General features: G+C 52.2%; 17 protein-coding genes, 1 pseudogene and 1 other annotated feature. Of the genes and pseudogenes, 14 read left to right on the forward strand and 4 right to left on the reverse strand.

Features of this window, described 5'->3' with window-relative positions; all coding sequences use genetic code 11:
* Position 1: 1 nt before the first annotated feature.
* The 5 genes from P157_RS0102940 (at position 2) to P157_RS0102960 (ending at position 3836) form a co-directional block, all read left to right on the forward strand.
* Positions 2-838, forward strand: coding sequence for a SufB/SufD family protein (locus tag P157_RS0102940; RefSeq protein ID WP_026759704.1), 837 nt, complete (start codon positions 2-4; stop codon positions 836-838).
* Entirely contained in the window at positions 831-2066 is a 1236-nt protein-coding gene (locus tag P157_RS0102945; RefSeq protein WP_026759705.1) for a cysteine desulfurase, read from the forward strand. Before P157_RS0102940 ends, P157_RS0102945 begins: the two co-directional genes overlap by 8 nt.
* Entirely contained in the window at positions 2056-2487 is a 432-nt protein-coding gene (gene sufU, locus P157_RS0102950; protein ID WP_026759706.1) for a Fe-S cluster assembly sulfur transfer protein SufU, read from the forward strand. Before P157_RS0102945 ends, sufU begins: the two co-directional genes overlap by 11 nt.
* A 146-nt stretch (positions 2488-2633) precedes the next feature.
* The gene (locus tag P157_RS0102955) at positions 2634-3137 is read left to right on the forward strand and encodes a flavin reductase family protein (RefSeq protein WP_026759707.1); all 504 of its coding nucleotides are present in this window, start codon (positions 2634-2636) and stop codon (positions 3135-3137) included.
* Between the two features lie 3 nt (positions 3138-3140).
* Positions 3141-3836 (forward strand): Crp/Fnr family transcriptional regulator, encoded by a 696-nt coding sequence (locus P157_RS0102960; RefSeq protein WP_026759708.1) that lies wholly within the window; start codon positions 3141-3143, stop codon positions 3834-3836.
* 121 nt (positions 3837-3957) lie between these two features.
* Here P157_RS0102960 and P157_RS0102965 read toward each other — a convergent pair whose 3' ends face one another.
* The gene (locus P157_RS0102965) at positions 3958-4203 is read right to left on the reverse strand and encodes a hypothetical protein (protein ID WP_026759709.1); all 246 of its coding nucleotides are present in this window, start codon (positions 4201-4203) and stop codon (positions 3958-3960) included.
* Between the two features lie 211 nt (positions 4204-4414).
* Here P157_RS0102965 and mqnE (P157_RS0102970) point away from each other — a divergent pair, with 211 nt between their 5' ends.
* The 7 genes from mqnE (P157_RS0102970) (at position 4415) to P157_RS0103000 (ending at position 13026) form a co-directional block, all read left to right on the forward strand.
* Complete coding sequence (mqnE, locus tag P157_RS0102970; RefSeq protein WP_026759710.1) at positions 4415-5512, forward strand: aminofutalosine synthase MqnE; 1098 nt, start codon at positions 4415-4417, stop codon at positions 5510-5512.
* Positions 5513-5521: 9 nt separating this feature from the next.
* The gene (gene mqnE, locus P157_RS0102975; protein WP_026759711.1) at positions 5522-6607 is read left to right on the forward strand and encodes an aminofutalosine synthase MqnE; all 1086 of its coding nucleotides are present in this window, start codon (positions 5522-5524) and stop codon (positions 6605-6607) included.
* Complete coding sequence (gene mqnC, locus P157_RS0102980; RefSeq protein WP_026759712.1) at positions 6607-7632, forward strand: cyclic dehypoxanthinyl futalosine synthase; 1026 nt, start codon at positions 6607-6609, stop codon at positions 7630-7632. Before mqnE (P157_RS0102975) ends, mqnC begins: the two co-directional genes overlap by 1 nt.
* Before the next feature lie 131 nt (positions 7633-7763).
* On the forward strand, positions 7764-8615 hold the full coding sequence (locus P157_RS0102985; protein WP_026759713.1) for an MTAP family purine nucleoside phosphorylase: 852 nt from the start codon (positions 7764-7766) through the stop codon (positions 8613-8615).
* A gap of 30 nt (positions 8616-8645) precedes the next feature.
* Positions 8646-9569: an AAA family ATPase gene (locus tag P157_RS0102990; RefSeq protein ID WP_230578430.1), complete on the forward strand. Its 924-nt coding sequence runs from the start codon at positions 8646-8648 to the stop codon at positions 9567-9569.
* A gap of 6 nt (positions 9570-9575) precedes the next feature.
* Positions 9576-11267 carry a hypothetical protein gene (locus tag P157_RS0102995; RefSeq protein WP_026759715.1) on the forward strand — a complete coding sequence of 564 codons (1692 nt, stop codon included), beginning with the start codon at positions 9576-9578 and terminating at the stop codon, positions 11265-11267.
* A 63-nt stretch (positions 11268-11330) separates the two neighbouring features.
* Positions 11331-11589: a binding site (T-box leader), on the forward strand.
* Between the two features lie 99 nt (positions 11590-11688).
* Complete coding sequence (locus tag P157_RS0103000; RefSeq protein WP_026759716.1) at positions 11689-13026, forward strand: MFS transporter; 1338 nt, start codon at positions 11689-11691, stop codon at positions 13024-13026.
* A 71-nt stretch (positions 13027-13097) separates the two neighbouring features.
* Here P157_RS0103000 and P157_RS0103005 read toward each other — a convergent pair whose 3' ends face one another.
* The 3 genes from P157_RS0103005 to P157_RS14790 form a co-directional block, all read right to left on the reverse strand.
* Positions 13098-15155, reverse strand: a complete 2058-nt coding sequence (locus P157_RS0103005) for a methyl-accepting chemotaxis protein (RefSeq protein ID WP_026759717.1) — start codon at positions 15153-15155, stop codon at positions 13098-13100.
* A 125-nt stretch (positions 15156-15280) separates the two neighbouring features.
* The gene (locus P157_RS0103010; protein WP_026759718.1) at positions 15281-16192 is read right to left on the reverse strand and encodes a PRC-barrel domain-containing protein; all 912 of its coding nucleotides are present in this window, start codon (positions 16190-16192) and stop codon (positions 15281-15283) included.
* A gap of 15 nt (positions 16193-16207) precedes the next feature.
* On the reverse strand, positions 16208-17386 hold the full coding sequence (locus tag P157_RS14790; RefSeq protein ID WP_051598465.1) for a hypothetical protein: 1179 nt from the start codon (positions 17384-17386) through the stop codon (positions 16208-16210).
* Positions 17387-17629: 243 nt separating this feature from the next.
* On the opposite strand from P157_RS14790, the pseudogene P157_RS13690 reads away from it, so the two are divergent.
* A pseudogene (locus P157_RS13690) lies at positions 17630-19308 on the forward strand (sigma 54-interacting transcriptional regulator).
* 287 nt (positions 19309-19595) lie between these two features.
* Complete coding sequence (locus P157_RS0103025) at positions 19596-19862, forward strand: HPr family phosphocarrier protein (protein WP_026759719.1); 267 nt, start codon at positions 19596-19598, stop codon at positions 19860-19862.
* The last annotated feature ends 8 nt before the right edge of the window (positions 19863-19870 follow it).

Raw genomic sequence — 19870 nt, forward strand, 5'->3', positions numbered from 1 at the left:
AATGTTAAATGAAGAAATTTTTTCCGCCATTCCCATGCGTACCTGGCGGTGGCTGAAGGTCAATGAAGTTCCCGTTCCGGCAGGACTTAGCGAAAATGTTCAGACGGAAGAGATTCTCGTGGAAGCCGGCGAAAGCAAGAGCATTGTGCTCGACAGACGCGAGGGCGGCGCATTGGAAGTACAGGCCCATATCGCTGATGGCGGGGAACTGAATTTGATTTATGCCCAGCTGGTGGACGAGAACGAAGCCTCCACGAGCCGCATTAAAGTCTATATGGGCAAGGGCGCCAGGTTTAACTATACGACGGTGGAAGCTGGTGCCAAACATACGGCGGCAGAACTTACTGTGGACATGGCCGGTGACGACAGCTTTGCCGATGTCTGGGGCCTGTACTTCGGTGACGGCGGGCGCAAGATTGACCTCAACTACATCATCCGTCAGCAGGGCAAGCGCACGGATGCCAATATGCAGTTGCGCGGTGCGTTGCTGGGGGGTGCGGAAAAGACCTTCCGTGGCACGCTGGATTTCCTCGAAGGTTCTAAAGGCTCTGTGGGCCGTGAGGACGAGGAAGTTATGGTTCTATCAGACCATGTACAGAACCGCAGCGTGCCCATCATGCTGTCCCATGAAGACGATGTGGACGGCCATCATGCGGTAAGTATCGGCAAGATGGACGAAGAAAAGCTCTTTTACCTGATGAGCCGTGGCCTCGATTTGGCCGAAGCACAGAAACTCGTGGTGGAAGCAAACTTCCAGCCGGTGCTTGACCGCATTGATAACGAGGAATTAAAGGCAGAAATTGACGCTTACCTGCAAAGGAGGCTTTCTAATGGCTGATGCACAGGAGTTTTTGAAGGATTTTCCCTTATTGAATCATAATATCAATGGACGCAAGGTGGCCTATCTCGACAATGGTGCGACCACCCAAAAGCCGGAACAGATGATTCAGGCCATTTGCGGCTATTATGGCGGCTGCAATGCCAACCCGCATCGCGGTGCCTATGCCTTGTCCATCAAGGCCACGGATATTTACGAGGGTGCGCGGAAACGCACGGCAGAATTTATCAAAGCCAAGCGCCCGCAGGAAATCATCTTTACGAAAAACGCTACGGAAGCGCTGAATCTTGTCGCTTACAGCTATGGCCTGCACAATGTCAACGCCGGGGATGAAATCGTGATTTCGATTTCTGAACATCACAGCAACTGCGTGCCCTGGCAGATGGTGGCCAAGGCCAAGGGCGCAACGCTTAAATACATTTATCTCGAAAAAGACGGCAACTTGTCTGCAGAAGATATTGAAACAAAGATTACGGAACGCACGAAAATCGTCGCTGTAACACAGGTGTCTAATGTGTTGGGCCTCAAAAATGACGTCAAAGCCATTGTCAAAAAAGCCCATAGTGTCGGTGCCATCTGCGTGGTGGACGGCTCGCAGAGTGTAGCCCATATGGCTGTCGATGTGTCCGATTTGGATTGCGATTTCTTCGCTTTCTCTGGCCATAAGATGCTCTCGCCGATGGGCATTGGTGTGCTCTATGGCAAATATGCGCTGCTCGATGCGATGGAACCCTTCCTGCGCGGCGGCGATATGATTGAGTATGTGGAAGAACAGGACTCCACCTGGGCTGAAGTGCCCGCCAAATTTGAGGCTGGTACGCAGAACGTCGGCGGCGCGGCAGGTCTGGTCGCGGCGATTGATTATCTCGAAAAAATTGGCTTTGACCGCATTGAGGCCATCGAGGCGGATTTACTGAACTATGCCCTGCCTAAGCTCAGGGAACTGCCGTTTATTGAGCTATACGGCTGTGACACGACGCAGGACAACAAGACGGGCATTATCGCCTTCAATGTCAAGGATGTGCACCCGCATGATGTGGCCTCCATTCTCGACAATGACGGCGTAGCCGTGCGGGCGGGCCATCACTGCGCTCAGCCTTTGCACCGTTATCTCGGGCAGAATGCGACCTGCCGGGCCAGCTTCTACCTGTATAACACGCGGGAAGACATTGACCGCTGGATTGAATCGTTAAAGAAAGTAAGAGGTGTACTTGGTTATGGCGCTTGATGATGTGTATACGGAAGTTTTAGGAGAACATAGCCGCAACCCCGACCATAAGCATAAACTTTCCTGTGCCACCTGTCAGATGAAGGGCAAGAACCCCAGCTGTGGTGATGAAATCACCATTGAACTGCAGGTGGAAGGCGGCGTTGTAAAAGAAGCTGCCTTTACCGGCGTGGGCTGCGCCATTTCCCAGGCCAGCACCGATATCATGGCCGAGCTTATCCGCGGCAAGCGTGTTGAAGATGCCCGCCGCCTTGCCAATAAATTCATCTCCATGATTAAAGGCGAACTGGTGGATGAGGATGAACTCGAAGAACTCGACGAAGCCCTGGCGCTCAAAAACGTGGCCCATATGCCCGCACGGGTAAAATGTGCCGTGTTGGCATGGCATACGCTTGACGATGCGCTCAAAGACCAGAAATAAGCATATAGGGAAAATAAATGCAAGTTATCCACAAAATCCTGGGGATATCCACGGCAATTCTGTGGATAACTCCGAGGTTTTGTGGATTTTCTGCATCCATGGTATAATTTCCTGTGGATAAATGTGAAAAAGGAAAGGTGTTTATAATGGCAATAAAAGAAATCAAACCCGATGATTTTAATGAGAGCGTATTTAAGGTAATTGGCAAGGACTGGCTGCTGATTGCAGGAGAAGCAGAGGGCAAGAGCAATGCCATGACGGCTTCCTGGGGCGGCATGGGTATTATGTGGGGTAAGCCAGTGGCTTATATCTTCATTCGCCCGTCCCGCTATACGAAGGAATTTGTGGATAAGGCAGAAGGGCTGACCTTGTCCGTATTCGGTGAGGACCGCCGTAAGATGATGAATTACTTCGGTACAGTATCTGGCCGGGACGAGGATAAAATCGCCAAGAGCGGGCTGACCGTCAAACATGACAATGGACGTACCTACTTTGATGAGGCCCGTGTGACCATGCTCTGCCGCAAGCTCTATGCGCAGGAACTCAAGCAGGAATGTTTTATCGACAAGGCCGCAGATGAACGCTGGTATCAGAATGACTATCATACCATGTACATCGTCGAAATCGAAAAGATTCTGGTGCAGGAGTAAGATATGAGCGGGGACAGGGAACAACTGATTCCGGTGCTGAAAAAATCTTCTTTGGCAGCGGGCATGAGTGATGAAGAAGTGGCGGAACTGTTGGCTTCTGCTCAGGTGCATCTGCGGGAATATCCCAAGGGACAGATTGTCTTTCACGAGGGCGATATGCCCAAATCCCTTTATATCCTGTTGGCGGGTGAGGTGCATATCCTCAAGGATACCTTCTCTGGACGGCGTATCTTCCTGTCGGAAATCAACGAGCCGGGGGATATGTTCGGGGAAGTCTACGAGGTGTTGAAGCAGCCCTACGATATGTATGTGGAAACCGTCACGCCTGTACGCTTGCTGGAAATATCCAGTGACTTATTCACCTTGGAAGCAGGCGGCAAGCTCAGCCGCAGTGCGCTGAAAATCCAGCGCAACCTCATGCGCATCTTTGCCCGCAAGGCCTACTTCATGCACAATAAGATAAAGGTGCTGGCCAGCGGCAGCTTGCGGGAGAAAATCATCCGTTTCCTGTTCATTGAATTGCAGGGCAAGCGGGAATTGGAACTTACTGGCAGCCGCGAATTTATGGCTGCCTATCTGGCGGTGACAAGACCTTCCCTGTCACGGGAACTATCCGCCATGCAGAGAGAGGGAATTATCGCGCTGGATGGCAAATGCGTCAAAGTGCTGGATATGGAGCGGTTTGAGGAATACTTATAAAATTGCATACCAAAAAGGACATGCTGTGGGGGCATGTCCTTTTTAGTAGAGAATTAGAGAATTTAGGAATCGAATGTATGTGTAATCCTTCGTGGGGAAGAATTAGCTACGGGGATGCCAATCAGGTGTTCTTGGCAATAACGGCACCAACTACTGCGCCCAAAATAGCGGCGGTGTTGCGCTCACCCTCGGAATATTTCTTGGGGTGTTCGTTGTGGTGTCTGTGTGCAAGTTCCTGTACTTCGTAGTTTTGTCCATGATGAAAGGGACTTGCTTCTGCAGCGCTTACCGTAAGTCCGCCAATCCCCAGGCTCATAACTCCGACAAGGGCGATAGCAGTCATTTTAACATTCTTGGTGTTAAGCATCTTGTATCTCTCCTTTGCTGTCAAACTAAGTTTTGTTAACTCCTGACTACATTGGTCATTATAGAAGGCGAACATTAAAATACAAGAAGAAGGGGATTAAATTTCCATTAAAAATTTTTCATTGTCAACTTTTTCGGGTGATTTTTTGCCCTGCAAGGCATGGTTTTTAGTGTTATAATTAGAAGGTATGTTTTATTTTTGGAGGACGGAAATGTTAGCGGCAGAAGAATATAAGGATATAGAGGAAAAAATTCAGCGGGGAGAGCGGCTCACCCGTGAGGACGGCCTGCGCCTGTTCCATTGTCACGACCTGGCCTGGCTGGGGGCTATGGCGGACATGGTACGGAAGCGGAAATGCGGGGATATCGTCTACTATAACGTAAACTGTCACGTAAATCTGACCAATATCTGTACATCCCATTGCAAGTTCTGCGCTTTTGGCCGGGACTGCAACGAAAAGGGCGCCTATGAAATGACAAAGGAGCAGGCTCTGGCTTTGGTGGCAGATGCCATGCAGGACCCGAACCTTGCCGGGCTCCATGTGGTCAGCGGGCTGCATCCTACTTGGACTTTCGAGCATTATCTGGGAATTGTCAAAGCCATCCATGAAGCCTATCCACAGCTTTATATGAAGGGCTTTACCGGCGTGGAAATCACCCACTTTGCGGAAATTTCCGGCTTGTCTGTGGAAGAAGTGCTGATTCGCCTGCGCGACGAAGGTGGCCTGCAGGCCATTGCGGGCGGTGGTGCAGAAATCCTCTCCGACCGGGTGCGGGATGAACTCTGCCCCAACAAGGCTACGGCGGAAGAGTGGCTCGAAGTGGCAAGGACGGCTCACAAGCTGGGCATCAAGTCCAATGCCAGCATGCTCTATGGCCATATTGAAACCTTGGAGGAACGTGTGGACCATCTGCTGCGCCTGCGGGATTTGCAGGACGAAACCGGCGGTTTCCAGACCTTTATCTGCTTCCCGTTCCTGCCGAAGAATACAGAGCTTGGGGAAAGCATCAAGCAGACCAGCGTCTGGGATGATTTGCGTACCATGGCGATTTCCCGCCTGATGCTCGATAATTTCACGAACATCAAGGCCTACTGGGTCATGCTCACGGTGCCCGTGGCGCAGGTGGCGCTGGGCTTTGGGGCCAACGATATTGACGGCACGGTGCACAAGGAAACGATTCTCCATGATGCCGGGGCCACCAGTCCCACGGCGCTTTCGGAAGATAATATCATCCGTATTATTCGGGAGGCCGGTCGGATTCCGGCGGCCTGCGACTGCAATTTCAACATCCTGCGGACGTTTGATTAAGGAGGAGCTATGGACAACATGCAACGCGCACGGGCAAAGGCGGAAGCTGGGGAACGGCTGACTCTGGCAGATGCGCTGGCCCTCTACGAAGACAATGACCTGCTCTTTCTGGCTAAATGCGCCCGCCGCATGAAGGAAGCCAAAAGCGGCAAAAAGGTCTTTTATACCGTAAACCGTCATATCAATCTGACCAATATCTGCAGTGCCAACTGCCCGCTCTGTGCCTTTCAGGTAAAGGATGGGGATAAGCGCGGCTTTGTACTGGAAACAGATGATGTGGCTAAGATTTTGGACAGTGCCAAAGAACTCAAAAATCTTTCGGAAATTCATATCGTCAGCGCCCTGCATCCCGATAAGGATTTTGACTACTACAAGAATATCGTAAGGCAAGTGCGGGCGGCACTGCCAGAAGCGGATGTCAAGGCGTTCACGCCCGTGGAAATCGTAAACTTTGCCAAAATCAGCGGTAAGAGCATTTTAGAAGTGCTGACCGAACTTAAAGAAGCAGGTCTGGACAGTCTGCCGGGCGGCGGTGCAGAAATTCTTTCGGACAGGGTGCGGGAGATTATCTGCCCCAAGAAAGCCACCACGAATGAATGGCTGGAAGTTATGCGCACGGCGCATAAGCTCGGCATTCGCACCAATGCTTCCATCATGTATGGCCATGTGGAAACGATTGAGGAACGTCTGCAGCATCTCATTACCCTGCGGGATTTGCAGGATGAGACACATGGTTTTCAGGCCTTTATGTTGTTCCCCTTCCATCCGGAGCATACGGAACTGGGCGAGGAGCGCGGCCTCAAGCGCGTGGGCTCCTGGGAAGATATGAAGATGTTGGCGCTGTCCCGTCTTATCTTGGATAACTTCGACCATATTAAGGCTTTCTGGATTATGCTGACCATGCCGATTGCTCAACTGGCCTTGGGCTTTGGAGCGGATGATTTGGATGGCACCATTGGTGAGGAAAAAATCATTCATGCCGCCGGCGCTAAGACTAACACGGGCATTACCCGCACGGATTTGGAGAAATTTATCCGTGAGACGGGGTATGAACCGGTACAGCGGGATACTTTTTATCGGGAGGTGCAGGAATGATGCGGCTTAGTGAAGAAAAAGGTATTGACCTGCTGAAAAACGGCGACCCCATTGAACTTGGTATACAGGCGGATAATGCACGAAGAAAGCTCTTTGATGATACCGTAACTTTCATCGTGGACAGGAACATCAACTATACCAACGTCTGCAAGAATGAGTGCAAATTCTGCGCCTTCTTCCGCCGCAAGGAGTCCAAGGACGCTTATCTGTTGAGCAATGAGGAAATTCTGGCCAAAGTTGCGGAAACCGTAGCGGCAGGCGGTACGCAGGTCATGATTCAGGGCGGGCTTTATCCGGACTTAGGACTTGACTATTACGAAACGATGCTGCGCAGTATCAAGGAGAAATTTCCGCAGATTACCATTCATTCCTTTACGGCCACGGAAATCCAGTATTTTGCCCAGCAGGCAGGGCTTTCGATTCTCGATACGCTGAAGCGTCTGCAGGAAGCGGGACTTGACAGCCTGCCCGGCGGCGGGGCGGAAATCCTTGTGGACGAAGTGCGCAAACGGGTCAGCCCCAAGAAAATCATGACGGATGATTGGCTGCATGTGATGGAGTGTGCCCATAGCATTGGCATGGAGAGCACGGCCACCATGGTTATCGGCTTTGGTGAAACCATGGCACAGCGCATTGAGCATATGGAAAAAATCCGCCGCCTGCAGGATAAGACCGGCGGTTTCCGCGCCTTTATCACTTGGACCTTCCAGCCAGGTAATACGGAACTAGGCGGCGAAAAGACCAGCGGCTGGGATTATATGAAGACCCTGGCCGTGACTCGCCTCTATATGGACAATATCAAACATATACAAGGCTCCTGGGTCACGCAGGGCGAACGTATCGGCCAGTTGACATTGGGCTTTGGCGCCGATGACCTCGGCAGTATTATGCTAGAAGAAAATGTCGTGCGGGCCGCCGGCACGCAGTATGAAATGTCCATCAATAAGATGACGGAACTGATTCGCGGCGCAGGCAAACAGCCTGCCCAGCGTGATACTGAATATAACATTATTAAACGATACTAAAGCCTTCCCCTTTGGGGAAGGGGGACCGCGAAGCGGTGGATGAGGTTTATGTATGTCCTGCCAATGCACCTCATCCGCCTCGCTTTTGCTCGGCACCTTCCCCAGAGGGGAAGGCAAAAGGAGTTACGATTATGAATGACAATAAAATCCCCGCAGCAGCCTACGCTGTAGTCGGTGGCTCGGGTACATTATCCAGCAATTTCCCGGCCAACGTGACCGATAAAGATGTAGAAATTCTGGCCGATAACCTGCGCTTTAATACGCCCTATGGCGAAAGTCCCGCTATGCGCCTGTTTCGTGTGGGCGAAAAGCGGGTGCTCACTGTCAAGATGCACGGCTGGCGCAGTGGTGTAACCCGCGCGGATGCTTCACGGCAGGTATTCTGGGTTTTTCGCGAAGCTGGCGTTAAACGCATTATCTCTGAAGGTGGTGTAGGCACCGTCAACAAACTGCTCGACTTGCGGGACTTTATTATCCCCGACGATTACCTCGACCTGTCGGTGCGCAAGGATGTAATGCTCGATGGCCGCTATCTGCTTGTGATGCGTGATGCCCTGTGCCCGGAAATGCGGCAGGCTTTGATTGCGGCCACCAAGAAGCGTTTTGACGGCCGAGTATTTATCCGCGGTACCTATGCGGTAACCGATGGCCGCCATTTTGAAAGTCCGGCCGAAGTGGCTATGATGAATGGCCATGCGGATATCGTGGGCCAGAGCATCTGTCCCGAAGTTTATCTCGCGCGGGAAATCGGTGCCTGCTATGCAGGGCTGTACTTCACGGTGAACTACGGCGAGGGGATTAAGGAAAAATGGTCCCATCAGGATATGGCGGATATCTTCTACGATGATGCGCCGATGATTGGACAGATTATCCTTGAAACCATCCGCAATGTGGATGCAGACGATAGAAAGTGCGAATGTCTGTCCCTGCGCAAGGAAACCTTGCTCAAGGATGTATATAACGAAGTGTCAGCCAAAGGTTAACGGCGGATAGCACCCGGGAGGTGACTCGTTTTGACAGCGGAGGAAATGAGGAATTTTTTCGGTGGACAGGGCTTGCGGCCTGAGCTTTTGGCGCAGGCTGCGGCCTTTCGCGAGGCCAATCCCTGGCAGGGAAAACGGGAGGTAAATGCGCCCCGCTTTCCCTACTTTGGCACAGAAATTTTAACAGCGGCATTGACGGCTCTGTTGGCGGGGGCAAACCTCCTGCTGGCAGGGCCTAAAGCCACAGGTAAAAATATTCTGGCGGAGAATCTGGCGCTGCTCTTGGGGCGGCCACTTTGGAATGTGTCCTTTCATATTGATGTGGATGCCTCCTATCTGATTGGCATGGACACCTTCAAAGGCGGCGAAGTCTGCTTCCGGCCCGGCCCTGTCCATGACTGCGTGACGGCGGGCGGCATCTGCGTTCTCGATGAAATCAATATGGCCCGCAACGAGGCCTTGGCGGTGCTTCATTCGCTGCTCGACCATCGGCGCCAATTGGAGGTGCCGGGCTATGACCGCTTAAAACTTCATCCTGCCACCCGCTTTATCGCCACCATGAACTATGGCTACAGCGGCACAAGGGAACTGAATGAGGCGCTGCTATCTCGCTTTGTGGTCATTCATATGCCTGTGCCCGGCGAAAGCGAACTTACCTCCCTGCTAAAATACGAATTCCCGGATTTGCGGGAAAATGCTGTCCGCACAATGGCAGCTTTGTTCCTCGACCTGCGGCAGAAATACGAAGCCCGGGAAATCTCTGGCCGGGCGCTGGACTTGCGGGGATTATTGGAAGCTTTGCGCCTTATTAAGCTGGGCCTTACGGCGGGGCAGGCTTTTTCTATGGGGCTCACGGGCAAATGTTTTGATTTGCAGGAGCGGACGCTGGTTGAGGACATTATCGCCCTGCGCCTGCCGGCGGACTGGGGCAGGGATGAAATCTTTGCGGGGTAAATTGACATGTCAAAGGAAAATCTCCATGCCCAGCGGCAGAAGCGGGCACTTAATATTGTCTGGACGGCGGCGGGGCGCTATGACTTTCGCCCGGCCTTTTTGTCCTTTTACGCAGACGGTGAACCGGATTTATACCTCAATTCCATTGTGGGGCTGGTTCACCGTCATTATGATGCAGAAAAACTGACCGCTTACCTGCAAAACACGCTGGATAAATCTTTGTTGGGAGAGCTCTTTGCGGAACTCTTTTGGCTGGGACTGGAAGTGGCGGCCTATGAAAAGGAACTGCCTGCCCGCCCTGTTTTGGCAAGTTTACGCCGTCAGCATGCGGCGCGGTTCCTGCGGGAGGATGTGGATGTGTCTTTTCAACAGCTTATGATGCGGCAGGAACTGGCCCATAATCTCAAATGCGCCCGCTGTCGGGAAATTTTGGGCGGGAAGCCGGAAATCATAAATCCCTGGGACAGGAAACTCTATAAAGCCCTGCAGTTTACAGGGCAAATGAGCACCGATGAAATCATTGCCGCCATGGAGGGGATTATCAAGCACTTCTTTCGTTTTCATTGGTACGGTGCCCCGCGCAAAGCCCTGCACTTTTCCTTATCGCCAAGGCTTAAGGCCCTTCTGCATAGAATTCTGCCCCTGCATAGCCGCTATGGGGAGAATTTTGCGGCGGGCATGCTGCTGCCTGCTGCAGGTGAGGCCGATTGCGGAGAGAAATCCTTTTGGCCGGGGGGGAAGGTGGGCAGAAAGTCAGAGGCGGAACTTAGCCGCCTTTACGGCGAGCCGTTGTTCAGTCAGGAACGGTTAAGCGGGATAGAAGGAAACCTTTGCCGGGGCATACATCGCCATGCCCAGCTTTGGTTTACCAGAGAAGCGGGGAAACAGCAAAGCGAGAATTGGGATTTTTTTCAGCAGCAACAGATATGGTTCCGTACGGAAATGCGGGAACTTACCCGCCGTCTGCAAAATGCTTTGCTCGTACACCGTCAGCCCCTGGAACTGCCGGCCCGCAGCGGGCGGCTGGCGCCCGGCCGGGTATGGCGGGGCGTGAAATTGCAGGACAGCCGGGTTTTTACGGCGATGGAGAAGGCCAGCTATGCTGATTTTTCCGTGATGCTGCTGTTGGATGCTTCGGACTCCCGGCAGGGGCGTCAGATGATGATTGCCACGCAGGCATATCTGTTGGCCGAGGCCTTGGGACAGGCGGGAATCCGATTGGCAGCGGCCTCGTTTTTCAGTCAAGGCGGTTGCACAATTCTGCGCCTGCTAAAAGGCTTTGACGACAGTTCAAGTCAGGGAATCTTTGCTTACAAGGCGCAGGGCTGGAATCGGGACGGGCTGGCCCTGCGGGCGGTGCCGGAACTTTGGGGAGAGATAACCGGCAGGAAATTGCTCTTTATCCTGACCGATGCCGACCCTAGCGATGAGGAGCCTATTCCAGCCGAGGGCCTTGGCACCGGCAAAATTTACGGCGGCCTTCCGGCAAGGGAAGATGCAGCCCAAGGTGTTAAGTATCTGAAGGTGCAGGGCTTTGCCGTGATGGCGCTGATAAACAGCGTGATTTCTGCGGAGCTGGTGACGGAGGCAGCAGGCAAAATCTATGGCTCCAGCTATATTCATTTGCAGGATTTATCGCATATGGCCAGCAAAGTAGGGGATATGCTGGAAAAGGAAATTTTTTCGCATAGCGGTTGACAACTTTACAATCCGGTGCTAAGATAATAAACGTGTTCAAGAAAACAATAATCCACAATACAGATACAGTCGATGAGAGGAAAGAGTACATTTCCCAGCAGACTTCCAGCGAATCGGGTATGGTGTAAGCCGATAGTCCAGCAGAAATGGAAAATCATCCTTGAGATATGGTGCTGAACGCATTTGACATGTCAAATGCAGTAGGCGGCCACGGGGGCTTCCCGTTACAGAAGTCGCGTATGCTGGTACGTAGTAGAGTGCCCTGTCATAGAAATAGGCAGGGAATTTGGGTGGTAACACGGATAATGAGTCCGTCCCTTCGCGGGACGGGCTTTTTCTATTGCCTTCCCCTCTGGGGAAGGTGGGCGCGAAGCGCTCGGATGAGGTAAAAAAATTGTTGTTATATTGGGGAGGAATTATTATGGAAACTGTAAATCTTGAAAGCCTAAAAAGCAAGCGGGACTTACGCATCATTTTGCCAGTGTTTCTGGTGTCCATTATCGCCTGCATTGACCGGGTCAATGTTGCTTACGCAAAACTCACCATGACGGCAGATATGCCCTGGCTGACGCCGGAAATCTTCGGCATGGGCGCCGGGATTTTCTTTGTGGGCTATCTGATTTTTGAAGTGCCCGGCTCGTTGGTTGCGGCGAAGTTCTCCGCGACAAAGTGGATTGCCCGTATCATGTTCACCTGGGGATTGGTGTGCGTGTATATGGCCTTTGTGAAAACGCCGTCAGAATTTTATTTGTGCCGGTTCCTGTTGGGGGCGTCAGAAGCCAGCTTGTATCCGGTTATCTATTCGGTATTATTCCCGCGTTGGTTTGCCGCTGGGGAGCGTGCAAGAGCAACTTCACTAATGCTGACTTCGCTGTTGATTTCCACAATTATCGGTGCGCCATTGGCTGGTGTTCTGCTCGAAACTTCCTTGTTCGGCCTGCACGGCTGGCAGGAACTCTTTATCCTCGAAGCACTGCCCGCCCTGCTCTTTGCGGTGTATTTCTTCTTCGCCGTCAAAGACCGCCCCGAACAGGCCCATTGGCTTACAGATGCGGAAAAGGAATACCTGAATAAAGTCTATGACGAAGAACAGGCTGCTATGCATCGCGTAAAAAAATACACCGTTTGGCAGGCCTTCTGCGAGCCAAAGGTGCTGAAACTTTGCCTTATCTATTTCCTCTGGGTGGTAGGTTTCTGGGGCTTCAACTTCTGGATGCCCACGGTGCTCAAAGGACTTTCCGGCTGGTCCACCAGCCTCTTGGGCGGCGCTATCGCCATTCCCATGATTGCGGCTCTCGTGGTGCAGGTGATTATCGGCCATACCTCGACAAAGACGGGCGATAAAGTCTGGCATGTGGCAGGCGCCCTGTTGGTCGGTGCCATTGGCCTGGGCTGCTCCCCGTTGGTTGACAGCATGGGCATGGCTCTCTTCCTCGTATGCCTCTCCGCTATCGGCATTTACGCAGCCATGGGCGTATGGTGGACGATTCCGACCACTTTCCTGACCGGCCCGGCAGCGGCTGCTTCCGTTGCCCTCATCAATTCCTGCGGCAATATCGGCGGCTGGGTAGGCCCGAATATGATGGCCTGGGTGCAGAAGAGTACCGGCGCATTTGACCTGGGTTACTACATCATGGCCGCCTTTATGCTGGCTGCCGCTGTACTGGTGCTGACCGTCAAATACCGCTGGAACGGCGAAGTCCGTGAGGATATGGCTCAGCTTAAAGCGGAGGAAGAAGCCGTTTTGGCAACAGAATAAGCAAAGGTGTTATAAAGAGGCAGAGAAAGGCCGTTCCTTCGTGGGAACGGCCTTTGACATGAATGGTTTTATTACAACTTAAACTTCTGCATCTCTGCCTGCAAATCTCCGGCTAGCGTTGCCATATTGCGGGCGGCGTCGGAGATTTCGTGCATGGAGGCACTTTGTTCTTCGCCGGCGGCGGATACGGACTGGGCTTCGTCGGAGTTTTTGCCGCTGGTATTGGCGATGTTGATGCTGGCTTGCAGCATGCGTTCGTTTTCTGCGGCCATGGATTCGATGCCTTTGGCGATGGTTTGTATCTGGTTGGTCAAGTCATCTATGACAGCGACGATTTCCTCAAAGACTTTGTCGGCGGACTGCACGGTGGCAATGCCGGACTGTACGCTTTGGGCACCGCTGTGGCTGGCTTCAACGGCCGATTTCATATCCTGCAGATTACTTTGTACCAGTTCGGCGATCTGTTGGGAGGACTGATTGGAGCTTTCGGCCAGTTTTCGTACCTCGTCGGCAACGACGGCAAAGCCGCGGCCTGCTTCTCCAGCTCTGGCCGCTTCGATGGCAGCGTTCAGGGCCAGCAGGTTGGTCTGTTCGGCAATGCCGGTAATCATCTGCACGATATCGGCAATTTTTTGCGAGCTGGTGTCGAGCTTTTCAATGGATGCTTGAATGCTGTCGGTGCTGGCGGTGATGTTATTCATCTGTTCCACGGCCTGCACGATGGACTGGCGGCCTGTGGTGATTCTGTACTTGGCCTGTATTGCGTGGTCGTAGACTTGCTTTGTGCCTTTGACTATGTCCTGAGCAGATTCGGTTACCTGTTCGGCAGTGGCCTGAATATTACCGGCATCGATGGCCTGTTCGCTGGCACCTTCGGCAATGGAGACGATGCTGTCGGCTACCATGTGGGAGGCCTGGGCAGATTGGTCTGCACTGGCGGTGAGTTCTTCACTGGCAGCAGCTACCTGCTGGGACATATCGTTGACCTGACCGATAACCTTGCGTAGGTTGGCTACCATATGGTTAAGGGAGTTGCCAAGGGCACCCATTTCGTCGTCAGCTGCGATACGGAGGTGGCTCTGGAGATTGCCGTCGGCAATTTTTGCGGCTTCTTCCATGAGGTGATGGATGGGGCCGCCGATGCGCCGGTTGAAAATCACAATCATAGCGGTGCAGAGAATTACCATGACCAATACGGCCATAATGATGCTGAGGTAGATGGATTTGGTGATGGGGCCGGTATAGTCGGCCTTGGGCGCCACGAGTACCAGTTTCATGTTGTCGATACAGAGTGGTGCGGCCATCACATAACTGTCCTCACCGAATACCGCGCTTTCCGTCAGGGATACTTCCGTGAGTCCCACGATTTTCTTGCCCAAGGCAGCCAGTTCCGGGGAGGATTCTTCGGTGATTTTTGCTTTCATGTTCTTGCTGTCGTCACGGGAAGCAAGGTAGAAGCCCTCCTGGCTGACCAGGAAGGCGTAGCCGTTCTGACCGACCTGAATGCCTTTGACATAGTCTTCCAATTCGGTAATGCCGATATCCACGGTGACAGTGCCCACATTTTTGCCATCCTTTTGTACGGCGGCGGCGCTGGTCAGCATGGTGGTGCCGGTCATTTCGTCAAGGTAGGGGCCGGTCCAGGCTACTTTGCCGGGGGCCTTCATGGCGTTCTGGTACCAGTCAAATTTGGTGTAGCCGTATTCGGCGTTGCTGTACTCCATGTCCAAGTCAACGGAGCCCTTGTCATTTTTAGCACGGTAGGGGCCGAAGTAATCGATGTCTGCCTGATAGGCGAAGGGCTCGAACCAAAAGCCGCTGCCGATAATCAGCGGGTCGGAGAGCACGTAGCCGTCTGCCATGCCATACATGACATCTGTGTCATAGGTTTTCAGCTGGGTGACACCACGGGCCAGCCCTGCGGTTTTCTGAGCTACCTGCAAAATGCGCTGGTCAAGTTTCCCAGCAATGGCGCCGGACTGCTCGGTCAGGGTGGCTTTTACCTGTTCCTCCATGCTGCTTTTGAATTGTCCGATGTTGATAAAAGTCTGGATAGAAAGCAGTATACCAGTCAGCAGGATGATGCTGACGACGAATAATGTCTTAATACTTCCTTGTGGCTTGCGCATAAAAATCCCTTCCTTTCCGGGCACGAAACAGCTGTGTTTTCGTTACTATTTCGCGACAAAGGGGAAGTATTCCTGCCCGCACGAAAAAATCCCCTCCGCAATCTGCGGAAGGGATTTTTATCATCTTACTGTACGTTCATGGAAAGTTCGATGAACTTGTTAGCCAGTTTTGCCTTCTGGAGAACTTCCTCGGTGATGTCCTGGCCTGCTTCTACGATAACGATGCCGTTATCCATCTTAATGTCGCGAGCGGCTTTCTTGCCCAGGAGAAATCGGCGATGGCGTTCTTCAGACGCTTTGTCAGCAGCGGCCTGTTTTGCGGCATCTGCTTTCGGAGCCTCTTTCTTGGGCTCAGCCTTGGGAGCAGGAGCAGCTTTCGGAGCTTCTTTCTTGGGCTCAGGTTTTGCTTCTTCTTTCGGAGCATCAGCCTTCGGTGCTTCTTCTGCTTTGGCAGGTTCAGCAGCCTTGGGAGCTTCCTCAGCTTTCGGTGCTGCTTCGGCCTTCGGAGCTTCCGGCTGTGCGGGAGCAGCTTTCGGAGCCTCAGGAGCACTGGGCATTACATTATTTTTTTTTTCCCCGGTGGGGTCAATAACCGTTACCTGCTTACCGAAGATGGAAATCTGGTCGGTTGCAATGTCGGAAGTGGTGCCATCGGGTGCAGTGATTTCGCATTTTTCAATTTTGCCATCGTCGCCGATGTAGAGTTCAGTTACCTTGCCCTGAATCGTACCGGACTTGGTGATAGCTTTGGTGTCGATGATGCGGATATTTTCATCCAGCAGAGCTTCGTAGTCGCCAGCAGCATCCAAAGTCAGGATGTTTTCGCTGTTGGTGATGGTTACGGCATCGTCACCGATAGCAATAACGGACTCATAGGGAATGAGTTTTACACCGCGGTACCAGTCAGCATCTTCGATGGTGATAGCTGCTACCGTGCCGTTCTTAGCATCGATAAGGAGCGTTTTGCTGACGCCCAGCTCGCGGCCTTCCGTAATGCTGATGATAGGAAGACCAAGGATTTCTACACTTTTCTTCATTAAAAATTCCTCCAATTATTTTGCGCTGCCACTGTGAGCCTGGAATTCGGTTTCGATTTCCTGCATGATATCTCCCGGAATTTGCGGGAAAGGCGTAGAAAGCGCAGCATGTTTGGCAAGTATATCCTGAACGGTGCCCAGATAGTGGATGTTCTTGGTGAACTCCTGACACATGGCATCGTTTTTGGCAATGATAGGCATGGTAAGTGCCTGTTTGTAAGCGGCGATGGCGCCGCTGTAATTGGCTTGTTCTTTGTAAAGGTTGCCCAGCTCAATGACGAGGAACGGTGTGTAGTCGTCGTCGCCGTAGCGGGAAATGGCTTCGTGATAAGCAAAGATGGCATCTTTGGGCTGTGCATCCTTGGCTTCGTAAGCAAAGTCCAAAATGGCATCGAGGCTGTCCATGCTCGCAAGCTCCTGCTTGAGTTCCTGCTCGTGAGCCTGGCGCTTCGCAGCAAGTTCCTGACGCGCTTTTTCCTCTGCTTCTGCACGGGCTTTTGCTTCGGCAGCGGCTTTGGCCTTCGCCTCGGCCTCTGCTTTCTTGCGGGCAGCTGCTTCGCGTTTCTTCTGTTCAGCACGCTCCTTGGCTTCTTTTCTGGCCTTGGCTTCGGCAATCGCCTGCGCTTCTTTTTCGGCCTTCTCTGCTGCCAGCTTGGCTTCTTTTTCCGCGATAGCCTGAGCTGCTAGTTTTGCTTCTTCGACAGCTTTTTCTGCTTCGTTGCTCTTCTGCGGAGCGGCAGATTTTTCTTCTGGGGGAACTTCCTGAACCGCTGCGGGCTGCTCTAATGGTGCTGCTTCCATGGGAACAGCAGGTTCGGACGGGGATGTTTCGGCCACAGGTTCCTGCATTGCTGCCGGCAGTATATCTTCTGCAGGCGGTTCTTCTTCCACAGGCAGCTGCTCGGTGGGCAGAACTGTGCAATTGCCAGCAAGAGCTTCCTCCCGGCGCAGCATTCGTTCGTTGAAGATTGTCACCACTGCCGCTGCCGTTATGACCAATATCCCTAGTCGCAGGTAATGCCCGCGGTCGAGGAAAGGACTCATGGTGATTGCCATGCCATTGACGATGAAGGCCATCACAGCACAGAGCACCAGCGAAGTCCACTTCATCTCGATGTTAAAAAAGCGACATAGCCGATAAATGAGGAAGATGCTGATGGCCATGATGGATCCTGTTATCAGGATAAATGTCATGTTTCTCACCTCTTCCTGAAAGTGAGCATTATGCAAATATACTCACCATCTTATAAACTTTTCGACAATAATAGGAAAATTCCTGCCAGTGTTTACACATTTGTGCAAAATTAGCGAACCTTCCCCCACAGTATACCATATTCTCGTGGATTTGTGCAGATAAATATTTGTATTCTTATTGTTACTCGCTGATTTTGCTCTGGAGTTATAGTATAATGAAGGGAAGAAAGGAACGATGGCCAGATGATGTATGAACAGGAAGCTGTGGTTCACCACGAAAGCGGCATACATGCCCGCATTGCGGCCATGATTGTCCAGCGGGCAAGGGAACTCGGCGAAAAATATGCAACACCTCTGTTTTTGCGCAGTCAGCGCAGTGAACGGTTTGAGATGCGCAGCCTGATGAAGCTCGTCGCGCTCAAAATCGGCAAGGGCGATTCGGTCTTTGTATCGGCGGAAGGTGATGCCGGGCGGCAGGCGGTCTACGAAATGGTGCGCTTTTTGGAAGGCGACTTCGAACTGCGGGAGCCGGGGAAAATCCATGAGATGGATAAGCTGCTCCATGAAAATGCCTTGATGCAGGAACGCCTGCAGATGATTTTGGAGGCGGTGCAGGATGGCATCTGCGTGGTGGACAGAACCGGAGAGATTACCTATGTGAATCCGTCTTACCTGCGCATTGTCCATAAGACGCCTGAGATGGTCATGGGGCAGAATGTCTTTAAGACTGCGCCGGATGGCAATCGCTGTGCGGTGCTCCGCACTGGCGTGGCCCGCATTGGCAGTATCAGCCGCAAGAAGGATGGCACAACGGTTGTAGCCAATGTCAATCCCATCTTCATCAACGGTGAAATTGCGGGTGTTGTATCGGTCATCAAGGATATCACGGAACTGCAAAACCTTATGGCCAGATTGTCGCAGGTATCAGCCAGAGCAGAGTATTTGGAACAGGAACTTCTGCGCACGAAAAAGACCGCCAACGCCTTCGCCAATTATATCGGCAAAAGCGGCAAGGTCATTGACGTGCTGGCATTGGCCTCCAAGGCGGCGCAATCCTCGGCCACGGTGCTGATTCGCGGGGAAAGCGGCACCGGTAAGGAAGTCATTGCCGAGGGTATTCACTATGCCAGTGAGCGGCGCAGAGGGCCCTTTATCCGCGTGAACTGCGGAGCCATTCCCGGGACTTTGCTGGAATCGGAACTCTTTGGTCATGAGAAGGGCGCTTTCACCGGAGCGGTGAAGCGCAAGCTCGGCAAGTTTGAACTGGCTGACCACGGCACGATTTTTCTCGATGAAATCGGCGAGATGGACAAGAAGATGCAGGTCAAGCTCCTGCGGGTGCTGCAACAGAAAGAATTTGACCGCGTAGGCGGCGAGAGACCGTCCATGTGGATGTGCGGATTATCGCCGCCACCAACCGCCATTTGGAAGATATGGTGAAGGACGGCACCTTCCGCGATGATTTGTACTACCGCCTCAATGTCATTCCCATCATCCTGCCGCCGCTTCGGGACCGCATTGATGACATTCCGCTGCTGGTGGAGCATTTTATCGAGAAGGTCAGCGTCAGTACCGGTAAGACTGTCCGCAGTATTACGCCGGAGGCTATGGATATCCTCATGCGCTACAAATGGCTGGGCAATGTGCGGGAATTGGAAAATGTCATTGAGCGGGTTATCACCCTCATGGACAGCGACACCATTACGGTTGCGGCACTTCCTTCCTACATCAAGGGCGAAGCGGCGGACAGAGAGGTGCAGCGCCTCGAAACGGAAAGCGCCGTGCTTCCCTGGGAGGAATATGAGAAGCGCATCATTGCCAAGGCGTTGAAACAGTGTGGCAGTTTCAACGCCGCCGCCAAGGAATTAAAAATTACGCACAAGACGGTGGCGGCCAAAGCCCGGAAATACGGATTGGCATAATTGGTAAAAAATACCATGATTGGCAAAATTTACCAGGAAAATGACGTGAGTTGGTAAATTTTACCGAAATGATTATTGTTAGCTGGGAACTGTAGAGGGATAAATATTATTTTTTAACATCGTTATGGGTTGCTGGCAGGGCTTTTGCGAAAAAATTACCAAGTTTTTACAAAAGTTGGCACGCTGTTTGCATTTATATAAGGCAGTTAGCAACATTATAGTTCATAAACCGCTGCTTAGCGGTTAGGATATGTTGTGGTTTTTTTAAGAATGGAGAGGTTTTAGAAATGACTCAGGAAATTGTAACGATTGAAAACAAGACTGGTATCCATGCCCGCCCGGCTTCCATCTTCGTACAGACGGCTACGAAGTTCAAGTCCAAGGTTCAGATCCAGGCTAAGGGCAAGACCGTTGACGCTAAATCCATCCTCATGATCATGAGCATGGGTCTCGTTAAGGGCACGGAAATCACCATCGTTGCAGACGGTCCGGACGAAGCAGATGCAGTTAAGGCTCTGAAAGACCTCGTTGATTCCAAGTTCGGCGAAGAATAATTTACTAA

The sequence above is a fragment of the Selenomonas ruminantium AC2024 genome (genome assembly GCF_000687995.1).
Classification (GTDB): Bacteria; Bacillota; Negativicutes; order Selenomonadales; family Selenomonadaceae; genus Selenomonas_A; species Selenomonas_A ruminantium_B.

Coding starts and splice junctions, on each gene's coding strand:
- mqnE (WP_026759711.1), top strand. CDS start 5,522: ATGGACAACATGCAACGCGCACGGGCAAAGGCGGAAGCTGGGGAACGG.
- sufU (WP_026759706.1), top strand. CDS start 2,056: ATGGCGCTTGATGATGTGTATACGGAAGTTTTAGGAGAACATAGCCGC.
- P157_RS14790 (WP_051598465.1), bottom strand. CDS start 17,386: ATGACATTTATCCTGATAACAGGATCCATCATGGCCATCAGCATCTTC.
- P157_RS0102965 (WP_026759709.1), bottom strand. CDS start 4,203: ATGCTTAACACCAAGAATGTTAAAATGACTGCTATCGCCCTTGTCGGA.
- P157_RS0102940 (WP_026759704.1), top strand. CDS start 2: ATGTTAAATGAAGAAATTTTTTCCGCCATTCCCATGCGTACCTGGCGG.
- P157_RS0102995 (WP_026759715.1), top strand. CDS start 9,576: ATGTCAAAGGAAAATCTCCATGCCCAGCGGCAGAAGCGGGCACTTAAT.
- P157_RS0103025 (WP_026759719.1), top strand. CDS start 19,596: ATGACTCAGGAAATTGTAACGATTGAAAACAAGACTGGTATCCATGCC.
- P157_RS0102955 (WP_026759707.1), top strand. CDS start 2,634: ATGGCAATAAAAGAAATCAAACCCGATGATTTTAATGAGAGCGTATTT.
- P157_RS0103000 (WP_026759716.1), top strand. CDS start 11,689: ATGGAAACTGTAAATCTTGAAAGCCTAAAAAGCAAGCGGGACTTACGC.
- P157_RS0103010 (WP_026759718.1), bottom strand. CDS start 16,192: ATGAAGAAAAGTGTAGAAATCCTTGGTCTTCCTATCATCAGCATTACG.
- P157_RS0103005 (WP_026759717.1), bottom strand. CDS start 15,155: ATGCGCAAGCCACAAGGAAGTATTAAGACATTATTCGTCGTCAGCATC.
- mqnE (WP_026759710.1), top strand. CDS start 4,415: ATGTTAGCGGCAGAAGAATATAAGGATATAGAGGAAAAAATTCAGCGG.
- P157_RS0102985 (WP_026759713.1), top strand. CDS start 7,764: ATGAATGACAATAAAATCCCCGCAGCAGCCTACGCTGTAGTCGGTGGC.
- P157_RS0102945 (WP_026759705.1), top strand. CDS start 831: ATGGCTGATGCACAGGAGTTTTTGAAGGATTTTCCCTTATTGAATCAT.
- P157_RS0102960 (WP_026759708.1), top strand. CDS start 3,141: ATGAGCGGGGACAGGGAACAACTGATTCCGGTGCTGAAAAAATCTTCT.
- mqnC (WP_026759712.1), top strand. CDS start 6,607: ATGCGGCTTAGTGAAGAAAAAGGTATTGACCTGCTGAAAAACGGCGAC.